General features: G+C 69.6%; 18 protein-coding genes and 1 other annotated feature. Of the genes, 7 read left to right on the top strand and 11 right to left on the bottom strand.

Annotated elements, in window-relative coordinates; genetic code table 11:
• Positions 1–75: 75 nt before the first annotated feature.
• Both ABD883_RS11935 and ABD883_RS11930 read right to left on the bottom strand, forming a co-directional pair.
• Positions 76–600, bottom strand: coding sequence for an IS3 family transposase (locus tag ABD883_RS11935; protein ID WP_345032354.1), 525 nt, complete (start codon positions 598–600; stop codon positions 76–78).
• Positions 526–639, bottom strand: a sequence feature (AL1L pseudoknot). (Overlaps the previous gene by 75 nt.)
• Entirely contained in the window at positions 600–917 is a 318-nt protein-coding gene (locus ABD883_RS11930) for a transposase (protein WP_296216403.1), read from the bottom strand. (Overlaps the previous feature by 40 nt.) The genes ABD883_RS11935 and ABD883_RS11930 overlap by 1 nt, the downstream gene beginning before the upstream one ends.
• A 24-nt stretch (positions 918–941) precedes the next feature.
• On the opposite strand from ABD883_RS11930, the gene ABD883_RS11925 reads away from it, so the two are divergent.
• A complete protein-coding gene (locus ABD883_RS11925) occupies positions 942–3,110 on the top strand; it encodes a type I restriction endonuclease subunit R, EcoR124 family (protein WP_425548444.1) in 2,169 nt (722 codons plus the stop codon).
• Positions 3,111–3,413: 303 nt separating this feature from the next.
• Here the strand turns inward: ABD883_RS11925 and ABD883_RS11920 are convergent, their stop codons facing one another.
• The gene (locus ABD883_RS11920) at positions 3,414–3,962 is read right to left on the bottom strand and encodes a dihydrofolate reductase family protein (protein ID WP_345032350.1); all 549 of its coding nucleotides are present in this window, start codon (positions 3,960–3,962) and stop codon (positions 3,414–3,416) included.
• A gap of 220 nt (positions 3,963–4,182) precedes the next feature.
• On the opposite strand from ABD883_RS11920, the gene dxs reads away from it, so the two are divergent.
• The gene (dxs, locus tag ABD883_RS11915) at positions 4,183–6,123 is read left to right on the top strand and encodes a 1-deoxy-D-xylulose-5-phosphate synthase (protein ID WP_345032348.1); all 1,941 of its coding nucleotides are present in this window, start codon (positions 4,183–4,185) and stop codon (positions 6,121–6,123) included.
• Positions 6,124–6,145: 22 nt separating this feature from the next.
• On the opposite strand, the gene ABD883_RS11910 is transcribed toward dxs, so the two are convergent.
• Both ABD883_RS11910 and ABD883_RS11905 read right to left on the bottom strand, forming a co-directional pair.
• The gene (locus ABD883_RS11910) at positions 6,146–7,351 is read right to left on the bottom strand and encodes an HRDC domain-containing protein (RefSeq protein WP_345032344.1); all 1,206 of its coding nucleotides are present in this window, start codon (positions 7,349–7,351) and stop codon (positions 6,146–6,148) included.
• The gene (locus tag ABD883_RS11905; RefSeq protein WP_265808768.1) at positions 7,348–7,962 is read right to left on the bottom strand and encodes a DUF3000 domain-containing protein; all 615 of its coding nucleotides are present in this window, start codon (positions 7,960–7,962) and stop codon (positions 7,348–7,350) included. Before ABD883_RS11905 ends, ABD883_RS11910 begins: the two co-directional genes overlap by 4 nt.
• Positions 7,963–8,110: 148 nt before the next feature.
• Here ABD883_RS11905 and ABD883_RS11900 point away from each other — a divergent pair, with 148 nt between their 5' ends.
• From ABD883_RS11900 to hemQ, 4 genes are all read left to right on the top strand, one after another.
• Positions 8,111–8,608, top strand: coding sequence for a flavin reductase family protein (locus ABD883_RS11900; protein WP_137319915.1), 498 nt, complete (start codon positions 8,111–8,113; stop codon positions 8,606–8,608).
• A 180-nt stretch (positions 8,609–8,788) separates the two neighbouring features.
• Positions 8,789–9,835, top strand: a complete 1,047-nt coding sequence (gene hemE, locus ABD883_RS11895; protein ID WP_425548443.1) for a uroporphyrinogen decarboxylase — start codon at positions 8,789–8,791, stop codon at positions 9,833–9,835.
• Complete coding sequence (gene hemG, locus ABD883_RS11890; RefSeq protein WP_345032335.1) at positions 9,832–11,268, top strand: protoporphyrinogen oxidase; 1,437 nt, start codon at positions 9,832–9,834, stop codon at positions 11,266–11,268. The genes hemE and hemG overlap by 4 nt, the downstream gene beginning before the upstream one ends.
• Before the next feature lie 133 nt (positions 11,269–11,401).
• Positions 11,402–12,112, top strand: a complete 711-nt coding sequence (hemQ, locus tag ABD883_RS11885) for a hydrogen peroxide-dependent heme synthase (protein WP_345032333.1) — start codon at positions 11,402–11,404, stop codon at positions 12,110–12,112.
• A gap of 10 nt (positions 12,113–12,122) precedes the next feature.
• Here the strand turns inward: hemQ and ABD883_RS11880 are convergent, their stop codons facing one another.
• From ABD883_RS11880 to msrB, 6 genes are all read right to left on the bottom strand, one after another.
• Positions 12,123–12,713 (bottom strand): PKD domain-containing protein, encoded by a 591-nt coding sequence (locus tag ABD883_RS11880; RefSeq protein WP_247618780.1) that lies wholly within the window; start codon positions 12,711–12,713, stop codon positions 12,123–12,125.
• Entirely contained in the window at positions 12,710–12,892 is a 183-nt protein-coding gene (locus ABD883_RS11875; RefSeq protein WP_345032330.1) for a hypothetical protein, read from the bottom strand. Before ABD883_RS11875 ends, ABD883_RS11880 begins: the two co-directional genes overlap by 4 nt.
• Positions 12,893–12,988: 96 nt before the next feature.
• Positions 12,989–13,717 (bottom strand): hypothetical protein, encoded by a 729-nt coding sequence (locus tag ABD883_RS11870; RefSeq protein ID WP_345032327.1) that lies wholly within the window; start codon positions 13,715–13,717, stop codon positions 12,989–12,991.
• A 144-nt stretch (positions 13,718–13,861) separates the two neighbouring features.
• Positions 13,862–15,061, bottom strand: coding sequence for an NAD(P)/FAD-dependent oxidoreductase (locus tag ABD883_RS11865; RefSeq protein WP_345032325.1), 1,200 nt, complete (start codon positions 15,059–15,061; stop codon positions 13,862–13,864).
• 79 nt (positions 15,062–15,140) lie between these two features.
• On the bottom strand, positions 15,141–15,707 hold the full coding sequence (locus ABD883_RS11860) for a GNAT family N-acetyltransferase (protein ID WP_345032323.1): 567 nt from the start codon (positions 15,705–15,707) through the stop codon (positions 15,141–15,143).
• On the bottom strand, positions 15,700–16,179 hold the full coding sequence (gene msrB, locus ABD883_RS11855; RefSeq protein ID WP_137319907.1) for a peptide-methionine (R)-S-oxide reductase MsrB: 480 nt from the start codon (positions 16,177–16,179) through the stop codon (positions 15,700–15,702). Before msrB ends, ABD883_RS11860 begins: the two co-directional genes overlap by 8 nt.
• A 100-nt stretch (positions 16,180–16,279) precedes the next feature.
• On the opposite strand from msrB, the gene ABD883_RS11850 reads away from it, so the two are divergent.
• Positions 16,280–17,512, top strand: coding sequence for an alpha/beta hydrolase (locus ABD883_RS11850; protein WP_345032319.1), 1,233 nt, complete (start codon positions 16,280–16,282; stop codon positions 17,510–17,512).
• The last annotated feature ends 6 nt before the right edge of the window (positions 17,513–17,518 follow it).

Below are 17,518 nucleotides of genomic sequence, written 5' to 3'. Positions count from 1 at the left end.
GGTGGAGTACGAGGCGATCATGAAACCCGCTGCGAACCTCGCAGCGTGAAACCCAAACTGACACTTAAACGTGCATCAGTCCCCATCGATCGCCAGCGCCGTGTACAGCCTCGTGGACACCTGCCAGCCCACGATCCGACGCGAGAACACATCCAGGACGAACGCGACATACACCCATCCGGCGAACGTCCGCACATACGTAATGTCCGCGACCCACAACTGGTTGACCGCCTCGGCCGTGAAGTCACGATTGACGAGATCCGCAGGTCTACTCGTCTCCGGTGCCGGTTTCGTCGTCCGGGGCCCCTTCGCTCGGCTCACGCCGCGGAGTCCCGCCTTTCGCATCAGCCGCTCGACGGTGCACCGGGCCACCTCGTGGCCCTGCCTGCGCAGCTCGGCATGAACCTTCCGCGCCCCGTAGACGCCGTAGTTCTCCTCATGCACCTGTGTGATCTCCTGCGTCAGCTGCTCGTCCCGCTGCTGCCTGGCTGAAGGCTCGCGGGTGCGGTGGGCGTAGTAGCTGCTCGGGGCGATCTGCAAGATCCTGCAGATCGGCTCGACCCCGTGCTCGTCCCGGAGCGCGTCGATGAACGCGCACATCACCGGGAAGGGCGGTCGAGCTCCGCGGCGAAGAAAGCCGATGCCTGCCGCAGGATCGTATTCGCCCGCCGCAGCTCGCGGACCTCCCTCTCGAGTTCGGCCATCCGGGCTGCGTCGTCCGAGGTAGTTCCCGGTCTGAGTCCTTCATCGATCTCAGCCTTCTTCACCCACGTCCGCAGCGCTTCGGGGTGGACACCGAGTTGTTCCCCGATCCGACGGAACGCGCCGGCCCGAGTGGCCGGGTCCTGTCGCGCATCGATCGCCATCCTTGTGGCTCGCTCGCGTAGCTCGTCGGGGTACTTCCGTGGTGCGACCATGCCGCCCATCCTTCCGGGCTAACGATGTCTCCATTAAACCCGGGGCGATTCACCACCGGGTCGGGCAAGACACTCACGTCGTTCAAGGCTGCTCAGCTCGCGTCGAAGATGCCGAGCGTCGACAAAGTGCTGTTCGTGGTCGACCGCAAGGACCTCGACTACCAGACGATGCGCGAGTACGACCGATTCGCGCCTGGATCAGCGAACAGCAACACGAGCACGAAGATCTTGGCCGAGCAGCTCACCAAACCCAATGGCGCATTGCTGAAAAGCGGTAGAACCAACCAGCCGATCATCATCACGACGATCCAGAAGCTGTCGACCTTCATCAAGGCCAACACGGGCCACGAGATCTTCTCGGGGCACGTCGTGATCATCTTCGACGCGTGCCACCGGTCGCAGTTCGGCGACATGCACACCGACATCACGCGGGCATTCAAGCGCTACAACCTGTTCGGCTTCACAGGCACACCGATCTTCGCTGAGAATTCGGCAAGCGGCGGCAACCCACTGCTGAAGACGACCGAGCAGGCTTTCGGCGACAAGCTGCACACGTACACGATCATGGACGCGATCACGGACAAGAACGTTCTGCCGTTCCGGGTCGACTACATCAACACGATCGGTGCACGCGCAGGCATCGTCGACAAGGACGTCCCGGCGATCGATCGAGAGCGCGCTCTGCTGGATCCGCGTCGTATCGCGCAGGTCACTGCATACATCCTGGAACACTTCGACCAGAAGACGAAGCGCCAGACGAGCTACGAGCACGCCGTCGTGACCAACGTGGCGGAGTCGTCACGTACGCATCGCCGAGCGGAGTCGCTCAAGGAGAAGAAGCGCGTTCGCGGTTTCAACGCGCTGTTCGCGACGGCCTCGATCGATGCAGCGCGCCGATACTACAACCAGTTCCAGATGCAGATGGAGCAGCTGCCGCCCGCGAAGCGTCTCAAGGTCGGGCTGATCTACAGCTATGGCGCGAATGAGGCTGAGCCCGATGGCATCCTCGAGGACGAGGCGTTCGACACCGACATGCTCGCCAGCGGCGCGCGCGACTTCCTGGAAGACGCGATCCAGGATTACAACGACATGTTCGGCACCAGCTACGACACCAGCGCCGACAAGTTCCAGAACTACTACAAGGACCTGTCTCAGCGGATGAAGAACCGCGAGATCGACCTGGTCATCGTGGTGAACATGTTCCTCACCGGCTTCGACGCCACGACGTTGAATACACTCTTCGTCGACAAGAACCTGCGCATGCACGGTCTCATCCAGGCGTACTCGCGCACCAATCGCATTCTCAACTCGGTGAAGCGGCACGGGAACATCGTCGTCTTCCGCGACCTCGAGGACGAGACGAACGCCGCACTCGAGCTGTTCGGCAACAAGGACGCACGCAGCATCGTGATCGCACCGCCGTACAGCGAGTACTTCGCTGAGTACTCCGAAAAGGTGAGCGAGCTGCTGCGGCGGTTCCCGCTGGGCGCGCAGATCATCGGGGAGCAGGATCAGAAGGACTTCATCAACATTTTCGGTTCGGTGCTCCGACTGAGCAACATCCTCGGTGAGTTCGATGAGTTCGAAGGCCAAGACGTCCTGACCGAGCGACAACATCAGGACTACCGCAGCGTCTACCTGAACCTGTACGCCGACTTCCGGACGGACACAGCGGCGGAGAAGGAGCAGATCAACGACGACGTCGTCTTCGAGATCGAACTGGTCAAGCAAGTCGAGATCAACGTCGACTACATCCTCATGCTCGTCGAGCGGATGCGTGCCGAGCGCGGGAACGGCAAGGACAAGGAGCTGCGTGCTCAGATCACACACGCGGTCGATGCCAGCCCGAGCCTGCGAAGCAAGCGAGACCTTGTAGAGGACTTCGTCGACTCGGTGTCCGTCGACGGTGCAGTCGACGAGCAGTGGCAGACGTTCATCGCCGCCAAACGAGACGCTGAGCTTCAGCGGATCATCGACGAGCTCGAACTCAAGCCGGAACAGACCCGCGCGTTCGTCGTCGCAGCCTTCCGCGATGCTCAGCTGAGCACTGGCGGTACGGCGATCACGACGATCATGCCACCCGTCTCACGCTTCAACCGCGAAGCAGGTCACGGCGACAAGAAGAAGCGCGTGATCGAGGCACTGACGAGTTTCTTCGAGCGGTACTTCGAGCTCGCAGGCGGAAGCGAGTAAGCGCGCGAGGGACGTGCTGTTGACAGCTGATCGCTACCGCCCGGAGGGCGCCTGCCGGAAGGGCAAGCACCTCCGGGCGGCCCAGCGAAACTCACCACGAGGTTGAAGCACCTGCCAGCGATGGTGCTCCGTGAGCTGCACAGAGCACGAGGGCATCCCGGGCACCACTGTCCGGCGCGCACTGGAGGACATGCAGGACCGGATGCCGCCGGACCGCTGGACAGCGCTCGTCGCTGAGGCCCACCGTCGCACGCTGATCCGACCTCAGACCACCCTGTGCCGCCGCGACCGCTGCGATCGCCCTCACCCGATGCGGTAGGCGCGGTAGGGCAGCCGACCGTCGAGGAGCCGGGACTCGAGGAGCGTGAGCCGGCCGGGCGCGGCATCGGCGGGAAACAGGTGCCGGCCGCGGCCCTGCGCCCAGGGGTACTCGTAGAGCCGGATCCCGTCGACCAGGCCGGCGCGCAGCAGCGCATGGCACACGGAGATGCTCCCGGTGACGACGATCTCGCCGCCGGCGCGCTCCCGCAGCTCGCGGACCGCGGTGAGCGGATCGCGCACGACCGTCGTGTTCTGCCACCCGGGGTCGGTGAGCGTGCCGGAGACGACGACCTTGTCCACCGCGTCGAGGTAGGCCGAGATCCCCGCCGCATCATCGGCCTCCGGCCAGTACCCGCGGAAGTCCTCGAAGGTGCACCGGCCGAGCAGCACGAGGTCGCAGGCCGCGTCCTGCTCGCGGTTGAGCTCGGCGAGCTCCCCGGACTCAGGCATCCCGGACGGGTCGAACCAGTCGTCGAGCATCTCGATCGAGCCGTCCGCGGTGATGTTCTGGGTGATGACGACCGAGCGCATGGGGTCCTCCAGTGGTCGGGGTGCGTCGCTGCTCCTCCCAGTGTGCGCCTCGGCCGCGGTCCGCCGTGATCCGATCCTGCGCACATCGCGCATCGCACACCCCGCCATGCCCCGCAGCCTGGGCGTCCACCCAGGGACCGGGCAGTAGGATTGCTACGCTTGGACGAACATTTCGACAGTCGTGCGCGCAGCAGGCGCACCCGAAGGAGCGAACGCGCGAATGACATTCCTGGAGACCATCACCTCCCCGGCAGACCTCAAGGCGCTGTCGGACGCCGAGTGCCAGGTGCTCACCAAGGAGATCCGCGACACGCTCATCACCACGGTTGCCGGCACCGGCGGGCACCTGGGGCCCAACCTCGGCGTCGTCGAGCTCACCACCGCGATCCACCGCGTGTTCGACTCCCCGTGCGACACGATCCTCTTCGACGTCGGCCACCAGAGCTACGTCCACAAGCTCCTCACCGGCCGCTACGCCCAGTTCGACACGCTGCGCCAGCGCGACGGGCTCTCCGGCTACCCCTCGCGGGCCGAGAGCGAGCACGACATCATCGAGAACTCCCACGCCTCGGCGGCCCTGTCCTGGGGCGACGGCATCGCCAAGGCCCACCAGCTCAAAGGCGAGTCCGAGCGCAGCGTCGTCGTCGTCATCGGCGACGGGGCACTGACCGGCGGCATGGCCTGGGAGGCGCTCAACAACATCGCCGCCGACAGCTCCCAGCCGCCGCGCCGCCTCATCATCGTCGTCAACGACAACGGCCGCTCCTACGCACCCACCGTCGGCGGGTTCGCCGCACACCTCGACTCGCTGCGCGCGAGTTCGAACTACGAGAAGCTGCTGAGCTGGGGGCGCGACCGCCTGCAGCAGTCCGGTCCTCCCGGGCGCGCCGCCTACACCGCGATGCACGGGATGAAGAAGGGCCTCAAGGACATGGTCGCGGCACCGGCGACCGGGATGTTCGACGAGCTCGGGATCAAGTACCTCGGCCCCGTCGACGGTCACGACCTCGAGAGCATGGAGAAGGCGCTCACCCGGGCGAAGAACTTCGACCAGGGCCCGATCATCGTCCACGCGATCACCCAGAAGGGCCGCGGCTACGCCCCGGCGATCGAGGACGAGGCCGACCAGTTCCACGCCGTCGGCGTCATCGACCCGCTCACCGGCGCCGCCCAGCCCTCGACGGGCACCTCGTGGACCTCGGTGTTCGGCTCCGAGATCGTCGAGATCGCCCGTACCCGCACCGACCTCGTCGCGATCACCGCCGCCATGCTCATGCCGGTGGGCCTGGAGAAGTTCGCCGCCGAGTTCCCCGAGCGGGTGTTCGACGTCGGCATCGCCGAGCAGCACGCCGTCGCCTCGGCCGCGGGCCTGTCCTACGGCGGGCTCCACCCGGTCGTGTGCCTCTACGCGACGTTCCTCAACCGCGCCTTCGACCAGCTCCTCATGGACGTCGCGCTCCACCGCCAGGGCGTGACCTTCGTGCTCGACCGGGCCGGCGTCACCGGCCCCGACGGCGCCAGCCACCACGGCATCTGGGACATGGCGATGCTCCAGATCGTGCCCGGGCTGCAGCTCGCCGCCCCGCGCGACGCCACCCGCCTGGCCGAGGAGTTCCGCGAGGCCGTCGAGGTGTCCGACGCCCCGACCGTCGTGCGGTTCTCCCGCGGCACCGTCGGCACCGAGATCGCTGCCCTGCGCCGCACCGCCGACGGGGTCGACGTGCTCGCCGAGACGCCCGCGAGCCTGCCCGCCGACGTCCTCATCGTGTCCGTCGGCGCGCTCGCCGATCGCGCGCTCGCCGTGTCGGAGGCACTCCGCGCCCAGGGCATCGGCACCACCGTGGTCGACCCCCGCTGGGTGCTGCCCGTGCCGGAGTCGGTGCTCGACATGGGCAAGGAGCACGCGCTCGTCGCCGTCATCGAGGACGGGGTGAAGATCGGCGGCATCGGCTCGCAGATCCGCCAGGACCTCCGCGACGACGACTCCCGCACCGGAGTGCTCGAGCTCGGCGTGCCCGACGAGTTCCTGCCCCACGGCACCCGGGACGAGATCCTCGAGTACGCCGGCCTCGCGGTGCCGGACATGGTCGACAAGATCCTGAGGATCCTCCCGGCCGACATCGTCGACCGCGTCGAGCGCACCTCGACCCGCACCGGCTGACCCGCCGGAGACGTCGACCCGATCAGTCCCGATCCGCCTCGGCCGCGGCGGCGGCGAGCACTCCGGCCGTCGCCTCGATCTGCCAGGGCCGGGCGCCGCGCTCGGCGAGGAACGCCGCGACGGCCTGTTCGTCCCCGATGGTGCGCCGGCCGGCGAGAGTCTTGACGTGGCGCGGGGTGAGGACGACCTCGTGCGGCATCCGCAGGTCCCGCGCGACCTCCTGGACGGCGGGCTTCATGAGATCGAGGCGCGCCTTGACGCGGTTCCGGTCGACCTCGGCGGGTGCCTCGGCGTCCGCGGAGCGGCGATCGGGGAGCTCGGCCTCGGGCAGGGCGTCGGCATCGCTCAGGGCCTTGTGCCAGCGCAGGCGCGCCGAGCGGTCCATCCCGGGTACGCCAGGGACGCGCCGCAGGTCGTCGGGAGTGCGGGCATCGATGCCGACGAGTGCGATGAGGTGGCGGTCGCGCAGGATCTGGCTCGGTGCGAGGTCCTGCGCGGCGGCGACCCGGTCCCGGGCCGTCCACAGGGACCGGACGCGCGCCAGGCCGCGGCGGGATTTCACCGTGCCCAGGCCCTGCACGCGGCGCCACGGCTCCGCGTAGACGTTGGGGGTGAAGTCGAGGAGGTGGTCGAACTCCTGCTGTGCGAACTCGGCTTTGCCGGTCTCCTGGAGCTGCGCCTGGAGGATGTCGCTGACCTCGATGAGGAGCTCGACGTCGAGCGCGGCGTAGGTCAGCCAGTCGGGCGGCAGCGGACGGCGCGACCAGTCGACGTTCGAGTGCTCCTTCGCCAGGCGGACACCGAGCGTCTCGCCGACGACCGCGGCGAGTCCGAAGCGTTCGAAGTCGAGCATGCGCGCGGCGAGCTCGGTGTCGAACAGGGCGTCGGGGCGCATCCCGCGCTCGGCGAGGCAGGGGAGGTCCTGGGTCGAGGCGTGGAGCACCCATTCGGCGCCGCGCAGGGCGTCGTCTACCGTGGACAGGTCCGGCAGCGCCTCGGGGTCGATGAGGATCGTCCCGGCGCCCGCGCGGCGCAGCTGGATGAGGAAGGCGCGCCCGCCGTAGCGGATGCCCGAGGCGCGCTCGGCGTCGACGGCCACCGCACCGGTGCCGGCGGCCAGGTCGCGGACCGCCGCGGCGAGGGCGTCCGGGGTGTCGACGATGTCGGGCACCCCGTCCGCGGGGGCGGACAGCAGCGGCAGGGATTCGTCGGTGTGGTGGGAGCTCACCGGCGGCGCCCCGGCAGGGGAGTGACGCCCTCGGGCAGCGGTGGGAGGCCGGCGACGGTGCACAGGAGGTCGATCCACGCGGTCAGGTGGTCGGCGATCTCCTCCGGCTCCTCCATCACCGGGGTCCACGAGCCCCGGAACTCGAGGTCGATCGTCGACGGACGCCCGGCGAGCGTGCCGAAGCTCTCCGAGAGCACGCGGGTGGTGGTGCCGCCGATGCTGCGCACCTCGCAGCCGTTCGTCTCGAGGGCCTCGGTGAGCCAGGACCAGGCGACGGAGCCGAGCATGGCCTCGTGGCCGAGCTCGTGCTCGAGCTCCGCGCGGATGTAGCTCACCACTCGGAACTCCCCGTCCCACTCGCTCGGACGGTCGGGGTCGTAGAGGACGACGACGCGTCCGGTGGCGAGCTCGTCGACGTCGTCGTCGGCGGGCACGACCGGGTGGTCCTCGGCGCGGACCTCGGCCCCGAGGGCGAGGGCGTAGGGGGCGAGCTTGCCCGGGGCCGGGATCTCGGAGATCGACACGTGGGGGCGGCCGGTCACCTCGCGGAGCACGGCCGAGGCGCGCGCGAACGGTTCGGGCGTGCGATTGAGCGGAGACGGGATGACCACGAGTCCAGAGTAGGCAACGCCGCGGACATGTCCTAGCATCCACGCCGAGGCGCCGGGCGGCGGGAATGCCGGACCCGGTGCGCGGCGTTGGCGGAGCGAGGGCACCCCTCGAACCATCCGTCCAGCCGCTGCGAAGGAGACCGCACCCGTGAACCAGCTCGACCCCGAGGCGTTCAAGCACGCGTTCCGTCATCACCCCGCCGGGGTGGCGGTGATCAGCGCGGCCTCACCGGACGGGCCGGTCGGTCTCACGGTGTCGAGCGTGGCCAGCGTGTCCGCGGCGCCCCCGGCGCTGCTGTTCTCCGTGACCTCGCGGCGCGGCTCGGCCTCCCGCGTGCTCGCGGCCCCGTCCTTCGTCGTCAACCTGCTCAGCGCCGACCAGGTCGAGATCGCCCGGTCCTTCGCCGTGCCCGGTGCTCCGCGCTTCACCCCCGAGCAGGGCTGGCGCACCCTGCCGGGCGGCGAGCCGGTGCTGCCCGGGGTGCACGCCGCCCTCCTGTGTGAGCACCTCGAGCACGTCGAGGTGGGGGAGTCGATCGTGGTCGTCGCCGCGGTCCGCGAGATCCTCGCCGACGCGCCGCGTCCTCCGCTCGTCTACGTCGACCGCACCTTCCACGCCCTCACCGCCGACACCCCGTTGCCCTGAGCGGCGCCTCGGCGCCCGATCCCGGAACCGGCGGTGCGGGCGGCTCCGCTCTGAGACGGGCGGTCCTGCGGTACGACACGGTTTCTTCCGGCCGCGCGCAGATGAGACCATGGAGCAATGGCTTCGACTCTCGTACGCGCTGCCCTCTCGCAGCCGGTTGATCACACTCCCGTCTGGTTCATGCGGCAGGCCGGTCGCTCCCTCCCCGAGTACCGGGAGCTCCGGAAGGGCAACGCGATGCTCGAGGCGTGCCGCACCCCGGACCTCGTCACCGAGATCACCCTGCAGCCGGTCCGTCGGCACGGCGTGGACGCCGCGATCTTCTTCTCCGACATCGTCGTCCCGCTCCAGGCCGCCGGTGTCGACGTCGTCATCGAGCCCGGGGTCGGACCCGTCATCAGCACCCCCGTGCGCACCCGTGCCGACCTCGACCGGCTGCCCGAGCTCGACGCCGAGGCACTGTCCGACATCGCCGAATCCGTCACCCGGATCGTCGCGGAGCTCGGCGACACCCCGCTCATCGGGTTCGCCGGCGCGCCGTTCACGGTGGCGAGCTACCTCATCGAGGGCGGGCCGAGCCGCAACCACGAGAAGACCAAGGCGATGATGCTCGGGGATCCGGAGCTGTTCTCCGCGATCCTCGCCAAGCTCGGCCGGATGTCGGCGACCTTCATCGACGTGCAGCTGTCCGCCGGCGCCCGCGCCTTCCAGCTCTTCGATTCCTGGGCCGGTTACCTCGGCCCGCAGGACTACCGCGCCGCCGTGCTCCCGCACTCGCAGGAGGTGTTCGCAGCGCTGAGCCGCCACGACGTCCCGAGCTTCCACTTCGGTGTGCAGACCGGGGAGCTGCTGGCCCCGATGTCCGAGGCCGGCTCCACCGTCATGGGTGTGGACTTCCGCGTCGACCTCGCCGCCGCCTCGGCCCGGGTGCAGCCCGGCCAGGCGCTCCAGGGCAACCTCGACCCGGCGATGCTGTTCGCCCCGTGGGAGGTGCTGCGGCCGCGCGTGGAGCAGATCGTGCGCGCCGGTCTCGACCATCCGGGCGGCCACGTCTTCAACCTCGGCCACGGCGTGCTGCCGGCCACCGACCCCGCCGTCCCCGGCCTCGTCGTCGAGGAGGTCCACCGGGTGTCCCGTGAGGTCCTCGCCGAGCGCCGGGGCGCCTCGGGAGCCGCGGACAGCATGGACCCGGTCGACCCGGCCGCGGAGGCGGGCGACCGCCGGTGAGCACCGCCGCTGTCGTCGGGGGCGGGATCTCCGGCCTCGTCGCCGCCCATCGGCTCATCAGCACCCGGCCCGGCACCGCGGTCACCGTGTACGAGGCCTCGGACCGGCTGGGCGGGTGCCTGCGCGGCTCCGACCTGAACGGCAATGCGCCCGCCGGTGCCGACGTCGGTGCCGAGGCGAGCCTGTACGTCCGCCCGGAGACCGTGGGCCTGTGCCGCGAGCTCGGCCTCGACCTCGAGTTCCCGTCCCGGGCGCACTCCTCCCGCATCCACGCCCACGGCGCCATGCACGCGATCCCGGCCGGCACCCTCATGGGCGTGCCCGCCGACCCGCAGGTGCTCGCAGGCCTGCTCACCGAGTCCGAGCTCGCCCGGGTGAGCGAGGAGCAGCTCACCGCGCCGGCCGCCGGCGACGTGTCGGTGGGCGGTTTCCTCGCAGCCCGGCTCGGCGACGCGCTCGTCGACACCGTGGTCGACCCGCTGCTCGGCGGCGTGTACGCCGGACGCTGCCGCGACCTCTCCCTCGCCGCGACGATCCCCGCGCTCCTGCCCGCAGCCCGGGCCGGCACCCCGGTCCTCGACGCCGTCGCCGAGGTGCTCCGCGCGCGGGCCGCCGGGCGCGCGGCGACGCCCGGGGCGAACGTCCCCGGCTCCCAGCCCGCCGAGGCGCCGCCGGTGTTCATGTCGCTGCGCGGCGGGATGAACCGCCTCGTCACCGCGCTCACCGAGCACCTCGCGCAGTCCGGGGTCGAGTTCCGGCTCAACGCTCCGGTGCGCGCCGTGCGACAGGCCGGCGGCGGCACCTGGGCCGTCGAGAGCGTGAGCGGCGGAGCCGAGGAGTTCGACGCTCTCGTCCTCGCCGTGCCCGCGCACGCCGCGACCGGTCTGCTCGCCGGGGTCGACGCGGAGATCGCGGGGATCCTCGGGGGAGTGGACCATGCGAGCTCCGCCGTGGTCACCGCCGTCATCGACGTCGCCGAGGCCCCGCTGGAGGGCTCCGGCTTCCTCGTCCCTCCCACGGAGACCGCGTTCATCAAGGCCTCGACCTACGCCTCGAACAAGTGGCCGTGGCTCGCCGCGCTGCTGCCCGCGGACACCGCCGTGGTGCGGATGAGCGTCGGCCGGTTCGGCGACGACCCGGACGCCTGGGAGCCGCTGTCCGACGATGAGCTCGTCGCCCGGGCGATCGCGGACTGGCGGCGCATCACCGGCCGGGCCGCCCCCGTCCTCCACACCGAGGTGCAGCGGTGGACCGCGGCGCTGCCCCAGTACACGCCCGGCCACCTCGAGCGCACCGCACGCATCGACGCGGTGCTCGCCGGCATCCCGGGCCTCGCGCTCGTCGGCTCCGCCTACGACGGGGTCGGGATCCCCGCCTGCATCGCGCGGGCGGAGAAGGAGATCGCCCGGCTCACCGGCGGCCCGCCGCCGTGATCGCACCGCGCCGACTGCGCACTCCACCCCTGCGCATGTCACCAGTGCTCCCGCGCTCGCTGTTCATGGATCCCCTGCACACGCACCACCAGCAGACCTGATCGACGGACACCACCACGAGGAAGAAGGAACCATGTCGAACTACCGCCAGCCCACCCCGGAAGAGATCGAGAAGTTCAACCAGGAGATCCGCTACGCCGGCTACAGCGTGTTCTCCGTCGCCGGGGAGATCGGCGAGGAGGACCGCGCCGCGCTCGCCGAGGAGATCACCTCCCGGCTCTCCGCGCTCAGCGACCAGGGCCTCGTGGTGCGCGGCGTCTACGACGTCTCCGCCTTCCGCCCCGACGCCGACGTCATGTTCTGGTGGCACGCCCCCACCACCGAGGCGATCCAGGCCGCCTACGCCGCCGTGCGCCACTCGGTGCTCGGCTCGATCCTCGAGCCCGTGTGGTCGGTCATCGGCATGCACCGCCCGGCGGAGTTCAACAAGTCCCACCTGCCGGCGTTCCTCACCGACAGCACGCCCGGCGACTACATCTGCGTGTACCCGTTCGTGCGGTCCTACGAGTGGTACGTGCTGCCGGCGGAGGAGCGCTCGCAGATGCTGCGCGAGCACGGCATGGCGGCTGCGGACTACAAGGACATCAAGGCGAACACGATCTCCGCGTTCGCGCTCGGCGACTACGAGTGGCTGCTGTCCTTCGAGGCCTCGCGGGTCGACCGGATCGTCGACCTCATGCGCGAGCTGCGCGCCACCCAGGCGCGCCTCCACGTGCGTGAGGAGCTCCCGTTCTTCACCGGTCCGCGCCGGGACCTCGCCGACATCATCTCAGCCTGGCGCTGAGCCGGGGCGGTCAGCCGTCCGGAGCCTCGCAGTCGGGGCTCGAAGGGTCGTCGAGGCAGTCCTCGTCGACGAGGAACCGGTGGTAGCGGTACACCTCGAGCTCGAGCGGGTCGCTCGGCACCGCTGCCTGGCCCGGGATCGTCAGCCAGGGGCCGCCGGCCACGGAGTACATTCCCGCGTAGTACGTGGTCAGGGTGACCGAGACGGTGCCGGGCGCCGAGTACGTGTGGTGGATCTGCGCGTTCTGGACGGACCGCGGGCGGCTGCCCGGGGAGGTCGTGCGGTCCGTGGTGCCGTCGCCGAAGTCCCAGACATAGGCCACGGGCGTGGCCCGCACCTGCACCGGGATGTCGAAGAGGACGAGGTCGATATAGCGGACCGCGGAGTCGGCCCAGAAAGCCGTCCGCCGATTCGTCACCGCCCAAGCATCGGGCCAGGAGTGGAGCGTCGAGGGCGGGATCTCGAAGGACTGGAAGTCCTCCTCCGTCACCACCGGGGTCGGTGCGGCCTCCCCGCCGCCACCGCCGGACCCGCCGCCCTCGTCGTCGGGATCGAGCTCCGCGCAGACCTCGACGCTCTCACCCGTGGACGGAAGATTCACGCGCTCGCATCCGCCGGGTGGACCTGCAGGCCCGCCACCGCCGCCACCCGATCCGCCGCCGCCTCCACGGCCGCCGCGATCGGAGCCTCCCCGGTCGGAGCCGCCTCCACCTGGATTCGATCCACCGCGATCAGAATCTCCGCGATCAGGTTCGCTTCGCTCGACGCTACAGTTTCCATTCCCATCCTCAAGAATTGAACAGCCAGGACTTGTGGCAAGAGCTGAGGACGTTTGTATCAATAGCAGGAAAGCCATTCCTATTGCGGTGCCGGAAACTATTTTGATTCGCATGATTCCGACCAAAGATACTGCTCTGATACGAACCATTCCGATTCATAATTAGAGACGACAAATTGGAAGGTCTTGGTCTCCGAGTCAGCCGATTCTGTTTGATTGCTGCGAGCTTCTTTGGCGGCAAAGTAATACTCATTGGTCGGAACGCAAGCAAGAATGGATACGAATGGAATCTGAGTTCCGTCATCGGACCTTAAGTCGACTTCATTTACACCAATCTCTGATATGCGAAATTCTCCATGCATTCGTGTGTTTGACGACGCTAGCTCATCAGACTCGTTCTTAGATTTGACGAGAACGACGTCCTTGGAAACTTTGTCAAACTTCTCTGCGCCGGATCCACCTGCTCCGTAGACATCGTTTGTAGTTTCAACGAAACCGTTGAGTGCAATTAATGATGCGTCGACCGCCTTCTTCTCCTCCTCGCTGAGCTGCAGGTCGGTCGTGTATTCCGGGACTGCTTCGGCGGTGTCGGTGGGAGTCGCGGCGGTCGGTGTGGCGAGTGTGTGCTCCTCGGGTCCGGCGGTGCAAGCCGACAGGAGCAGCACCGCAGCGCCCACGGCGGCACCGATCCTCGGAGCAGCGCGGGGCAGGCGCGGCGCATTCGGCGAGCGTGAGTGACACGCGGGTCGCTGTTCCTGCGCGGAACCGGTCGAGAACTCATCGGGCTCGTGGGTGAGGCGGGGCGGGGGAGAGAACACGAGGGGCATCGGGTGTCCTTGGGGAGGAGCGGAGCAGGTGCTGTCTACGGTAATGCAGCCCACCCCGGAGCGCACGGGATTATTCGAACCTGTGGATAACTCATCGGAGCTCATCCGCACCCGTGAAGTACCCGTGCGTCACCCGGGCCGCGCTCACTGCCGACCGATGAACTCCTCGCGCGTCCCGGCGGTCGCCTCCCCGTCACCGGCCCCATCCGCCTGCGCACGGCGCCGCGCGAACCGGCCGGGCCGGAACAGCTCGAGACCCGGATCCGGGGTGCCGGTGACCTCGGCGGCGGCGACCTCCCCGAGGTGCGGGGCCAGGGTCATTCCGCTGTGCGTGACGAGGGCGTAGACGCGCTGCTGCTCGTCGAGGAAGCCGGCGATGGTGAGCTCGTCGTCGGGCAGGCTGCGCCCGCTCAGCGTCACCGATTCGAGCCGCGCGCGGTCTCCGAAGAACTCCGCGAGCACCGCGTCCATCTCCGCGCGCACCTCGGCGAGCTGCTCTGCGGTGGACTGCTCGGCGGCCCGGTGCTCGACCGAGGGCACCTGCACGAGCAGCCGCCCGTCGTGCTGCGGGCGCACATTCATCCGGTCGGACACGATGACCCGGTGCAGCTCGATGTCGAGTGGGGGAGTGCCGACCGGTTCGGTGATGCCGAGGAAGCTGTGCGTCCGTGCGCTGCGTTCCCGCAGGTCCGCTACGGACACCAGCGCGCCGGACCGTGCGGCGATCTCCCTTGATGCGGCCCCGGCGGCGAGCACCGCACGATCGACGGAGAGCACCTCGCCCCCGGCCAGGTGGAGGTCGACGCCGTCGCCTGCTGCCTGCCAGGACTCGACGGTGATGATGCGCGGTGCGATCCCGCGGTCCGCCAGCGCGGAGAGCAGCGCGTCCCTGAAGAGCTCGGCATCCGCGTAGCCCTCCGCCTCGAAGAGCAGACCGCCGTCCGCGCTGTCCGGCCAGTCGACCGCCGGCTCGAGCGCTTCGAGCTCCGCCCGGTCGACCTCCCGGCACGGGTAGCCGTAAGCCCGCGCCTCGGTGCTGCGCTCCTCATAGGTACGGATCCGGTCCGGCCCCGTGTCGACGAGGATCCCGCCGCTCGGATGGAACCAGCGGCCGTGCGCGGCCAGCCGCTCCTGCAGCCGGTGGTGGGCCGCGATACCCGCTGCATTGAGGTCGTAGTAGGCGCGCGGCTCCTTGTGGTTCGCATTGATCCACGCGAACGACCGCCCGCTGGCTCCTGCGAAGGGGTGCGCCGCCTCGAGGAGCACGACGTCCTCCCCGCGCTCGGCGAGGTGGAGGGCGGTGCACAGGCCGAGCACCCCGGCGCCGATGACTGCGATGTGCACGGGACTCTCCTCCGGGTCGGTGGTCGGAACGCGGCGGGCCGGGAGGCGGGACTCGGGAGCGGCCCCGCCGGGGAACGGCTCAGCCGCGGGCCGGGCCGGCCGCCCGGCGCATCGGGATGTGGACGATCCCGTCCTCGAGAAAGTCCTCCCCGCTGCGCTCGAAGCCGAACCCGGCGTAGAAGCGCTCGAGGTAGGACTGGGCGTTGAGGGTGAGCAGACTGCCTGCGAAGTCCTCGACGAGCCGGCCGACGACCACACGCCCGGCACCGGTGGAGCGCGCTGCGGGATCGGTGACGACCCGGCCGATGCTCCGGCCGTCCGGGTGCCCGGCCGGCCCGTCAACGAGACCGTGGGGGAGCAGTCGGGCGTAGGCGGCGGGCATGACGGACAGGCCGGTCTGCTCACCGTGGGAGTCGCGGAACGGGGTGGGTGCACCGGCATGCGGGATGAATGCGTGGAGCGTGTCCGGGTAGAGGTCGACCCCGTCGAGGTCGAGGAACACGCAGTCCTGCTCGACGACGAACACCTCGCTGCGCAGCTGCAGGATCCCGTAGAGCTCCTCGCTCGTCAGCTCGGAGAAGTGCTTGACCACCGCGTCCGCCGGAGCGGCCCGCCGGACCGCGGATTCGGCGACCGGCTCAGGCATCGGTCGACTCCCGGGCGGCTCCGTCCCCGGCGTCGTTCCCCGCGGTGTCCGCACCGTCCTCGGCGAGGACGAGGCTGATCGAGTTGATGCAGTAGCGCTGATCGGTGGGGGTGTCGTAGCCCTCGCCCTCGAACACGTGCCCCAGGTGGGAGTCGCAGGCCGCGCAGCGCACCTCGATGCGCTGCATGCCGAGCGAGTCGTCGCGGATGTAGCGCACCCGGTCCTCGGCGAGCGGGGCGTAGAAGCTCGGCCAGCCGCAGTGGGAGCCGAACTTCGTCTCGCTGCGGAACAGCTCGGCGCCGCAGGCCCGGCACCGGTAGGAGCCGGCGGTCGTGGTGTCGGTGTACTCCCCGGTGAACGGGCGCTCGGTGCCGGCCTGCCGGAGCACCGCGTACTCCTCCGGGCTGAGGATCTCACGCCATTCGGCGTCGGTCCGCTGCACGGTGGGTGCTGCGTTCTGTTCGCTGCTCATGAGCCTTCTCCTCCGCTGTCGGTTCGCTGCGCCCCATGCTACTCCGGTGACCCGGACAGTAGACTGTCCGCATGACACCCCTGGTGATGAGGAGGTTCCCGTGACGTCGTCCCCTGATCCTGTCGCGCACCCCAAGCGGCGCGCCGTGCGTATCGCCGCCGCCGGCCTCGGCGTCGGGGCCGGGATCGGCCTGCTCGCCTCCGTCGCGACCTCCGGTCTCGCGGCCTATTTCGCCCGCCGGGTCGTGATCCCCGAGCAGGCGCCGGAGGAGCTCGAGATCCTCCACGTCGACGGCTTCGACGACGACATGCACGTCCACCTCGCCGCCGACGACGAGACGCTCGTCAACGGCCGGTACGGCCTGCACTTCGATTCGGGGGCCGGGCACGCGCAGATCGGCGACATCGTCGAGTACGACCCGGTGTCGCGCACCGTGTCGCGCGAGGTGCTCGCCGTGACCGCGGGAGACCTCCGCACCGCCCGCCGCGGCCGCTGGACGGGCGTGTTCTACCCTCACCCGGACGCCACCGGCCTGCCGTACGAGGACGTCACCCTCGAATCCGACGTCGGCGACCTGCCGGCCTGGTTCTTCCCGACCACCGCCGACACCCCGCTCGACACCTGGGCGATCCTCGTCCACGGTCGCGGCGGCTCCCGGGCCGAGGGCCTCAAGGCGGCCCCGGTGCTCAACGACCTGCGGATCCCCGCGCTCGCGATCTCCTACCGCAACGACCCCGAGGTGCCGGTCGGCTCGACGGCCCGCTACGGTCTCGGCGACACCGAGTGGATCGACGTCGACGTCGCGATCGACCACGCGCTCGCCCAGGGGGCGAAGAAGGTCGTAGTGTTCGGCTGGTCGATGGGTGCCGCGATCGCCTTCCAGGCCGCTTCCCGCGGCCGCAACCGGGAGCACATCGCCGCTCTTGTCCTCGACGGCCCGGTCGTCGACTGGTACGACGTGCTCGACCATCAGGCGCGCATCAACTTCCTGCCCACCCCGGTCGCCCGGCTCGCGCTCGACATGCTCACCCGCCCGTGGGCGCGGCGCATCACCGGCCTGGAGACCCCGCTCGACCTCAACCGGATGGACTGGGTGCGCCGGGCCGCCGAGCTCGACACGCGCGTCCTCCTCATCCATTCCGACGACGACGACTTCGTGCCCTCGGGGCCCTCGCACGCGCTCGCCAGCGTCCGGCGCGACCTCGTGACGATGCCGCACTACGAGAAGGCGCGCCACACCAAGGAGTGGAACGTCGACCCGGACCGGTGGAACGACGACGTCGCGAACTTCATCGAGACCCACGTCCTCGATCTCGCGGAGATCACCCGCTGAGACCGA

The sequence above is a fragment of the Brevibacterium pityocampae genome (genome assembly GCF_039541555.1).
Lineage (GTDB): Bacteria > Actinomycetota > Actinomycetes > Actinomycetales > Brevibacteriaceae > Brevibacterium > Brevibacterium pityocampae.
Note: the sequence above shows the minus strand (reverse complement) of the source record. Positions and strands in the feature narration are given on the sequence as shown.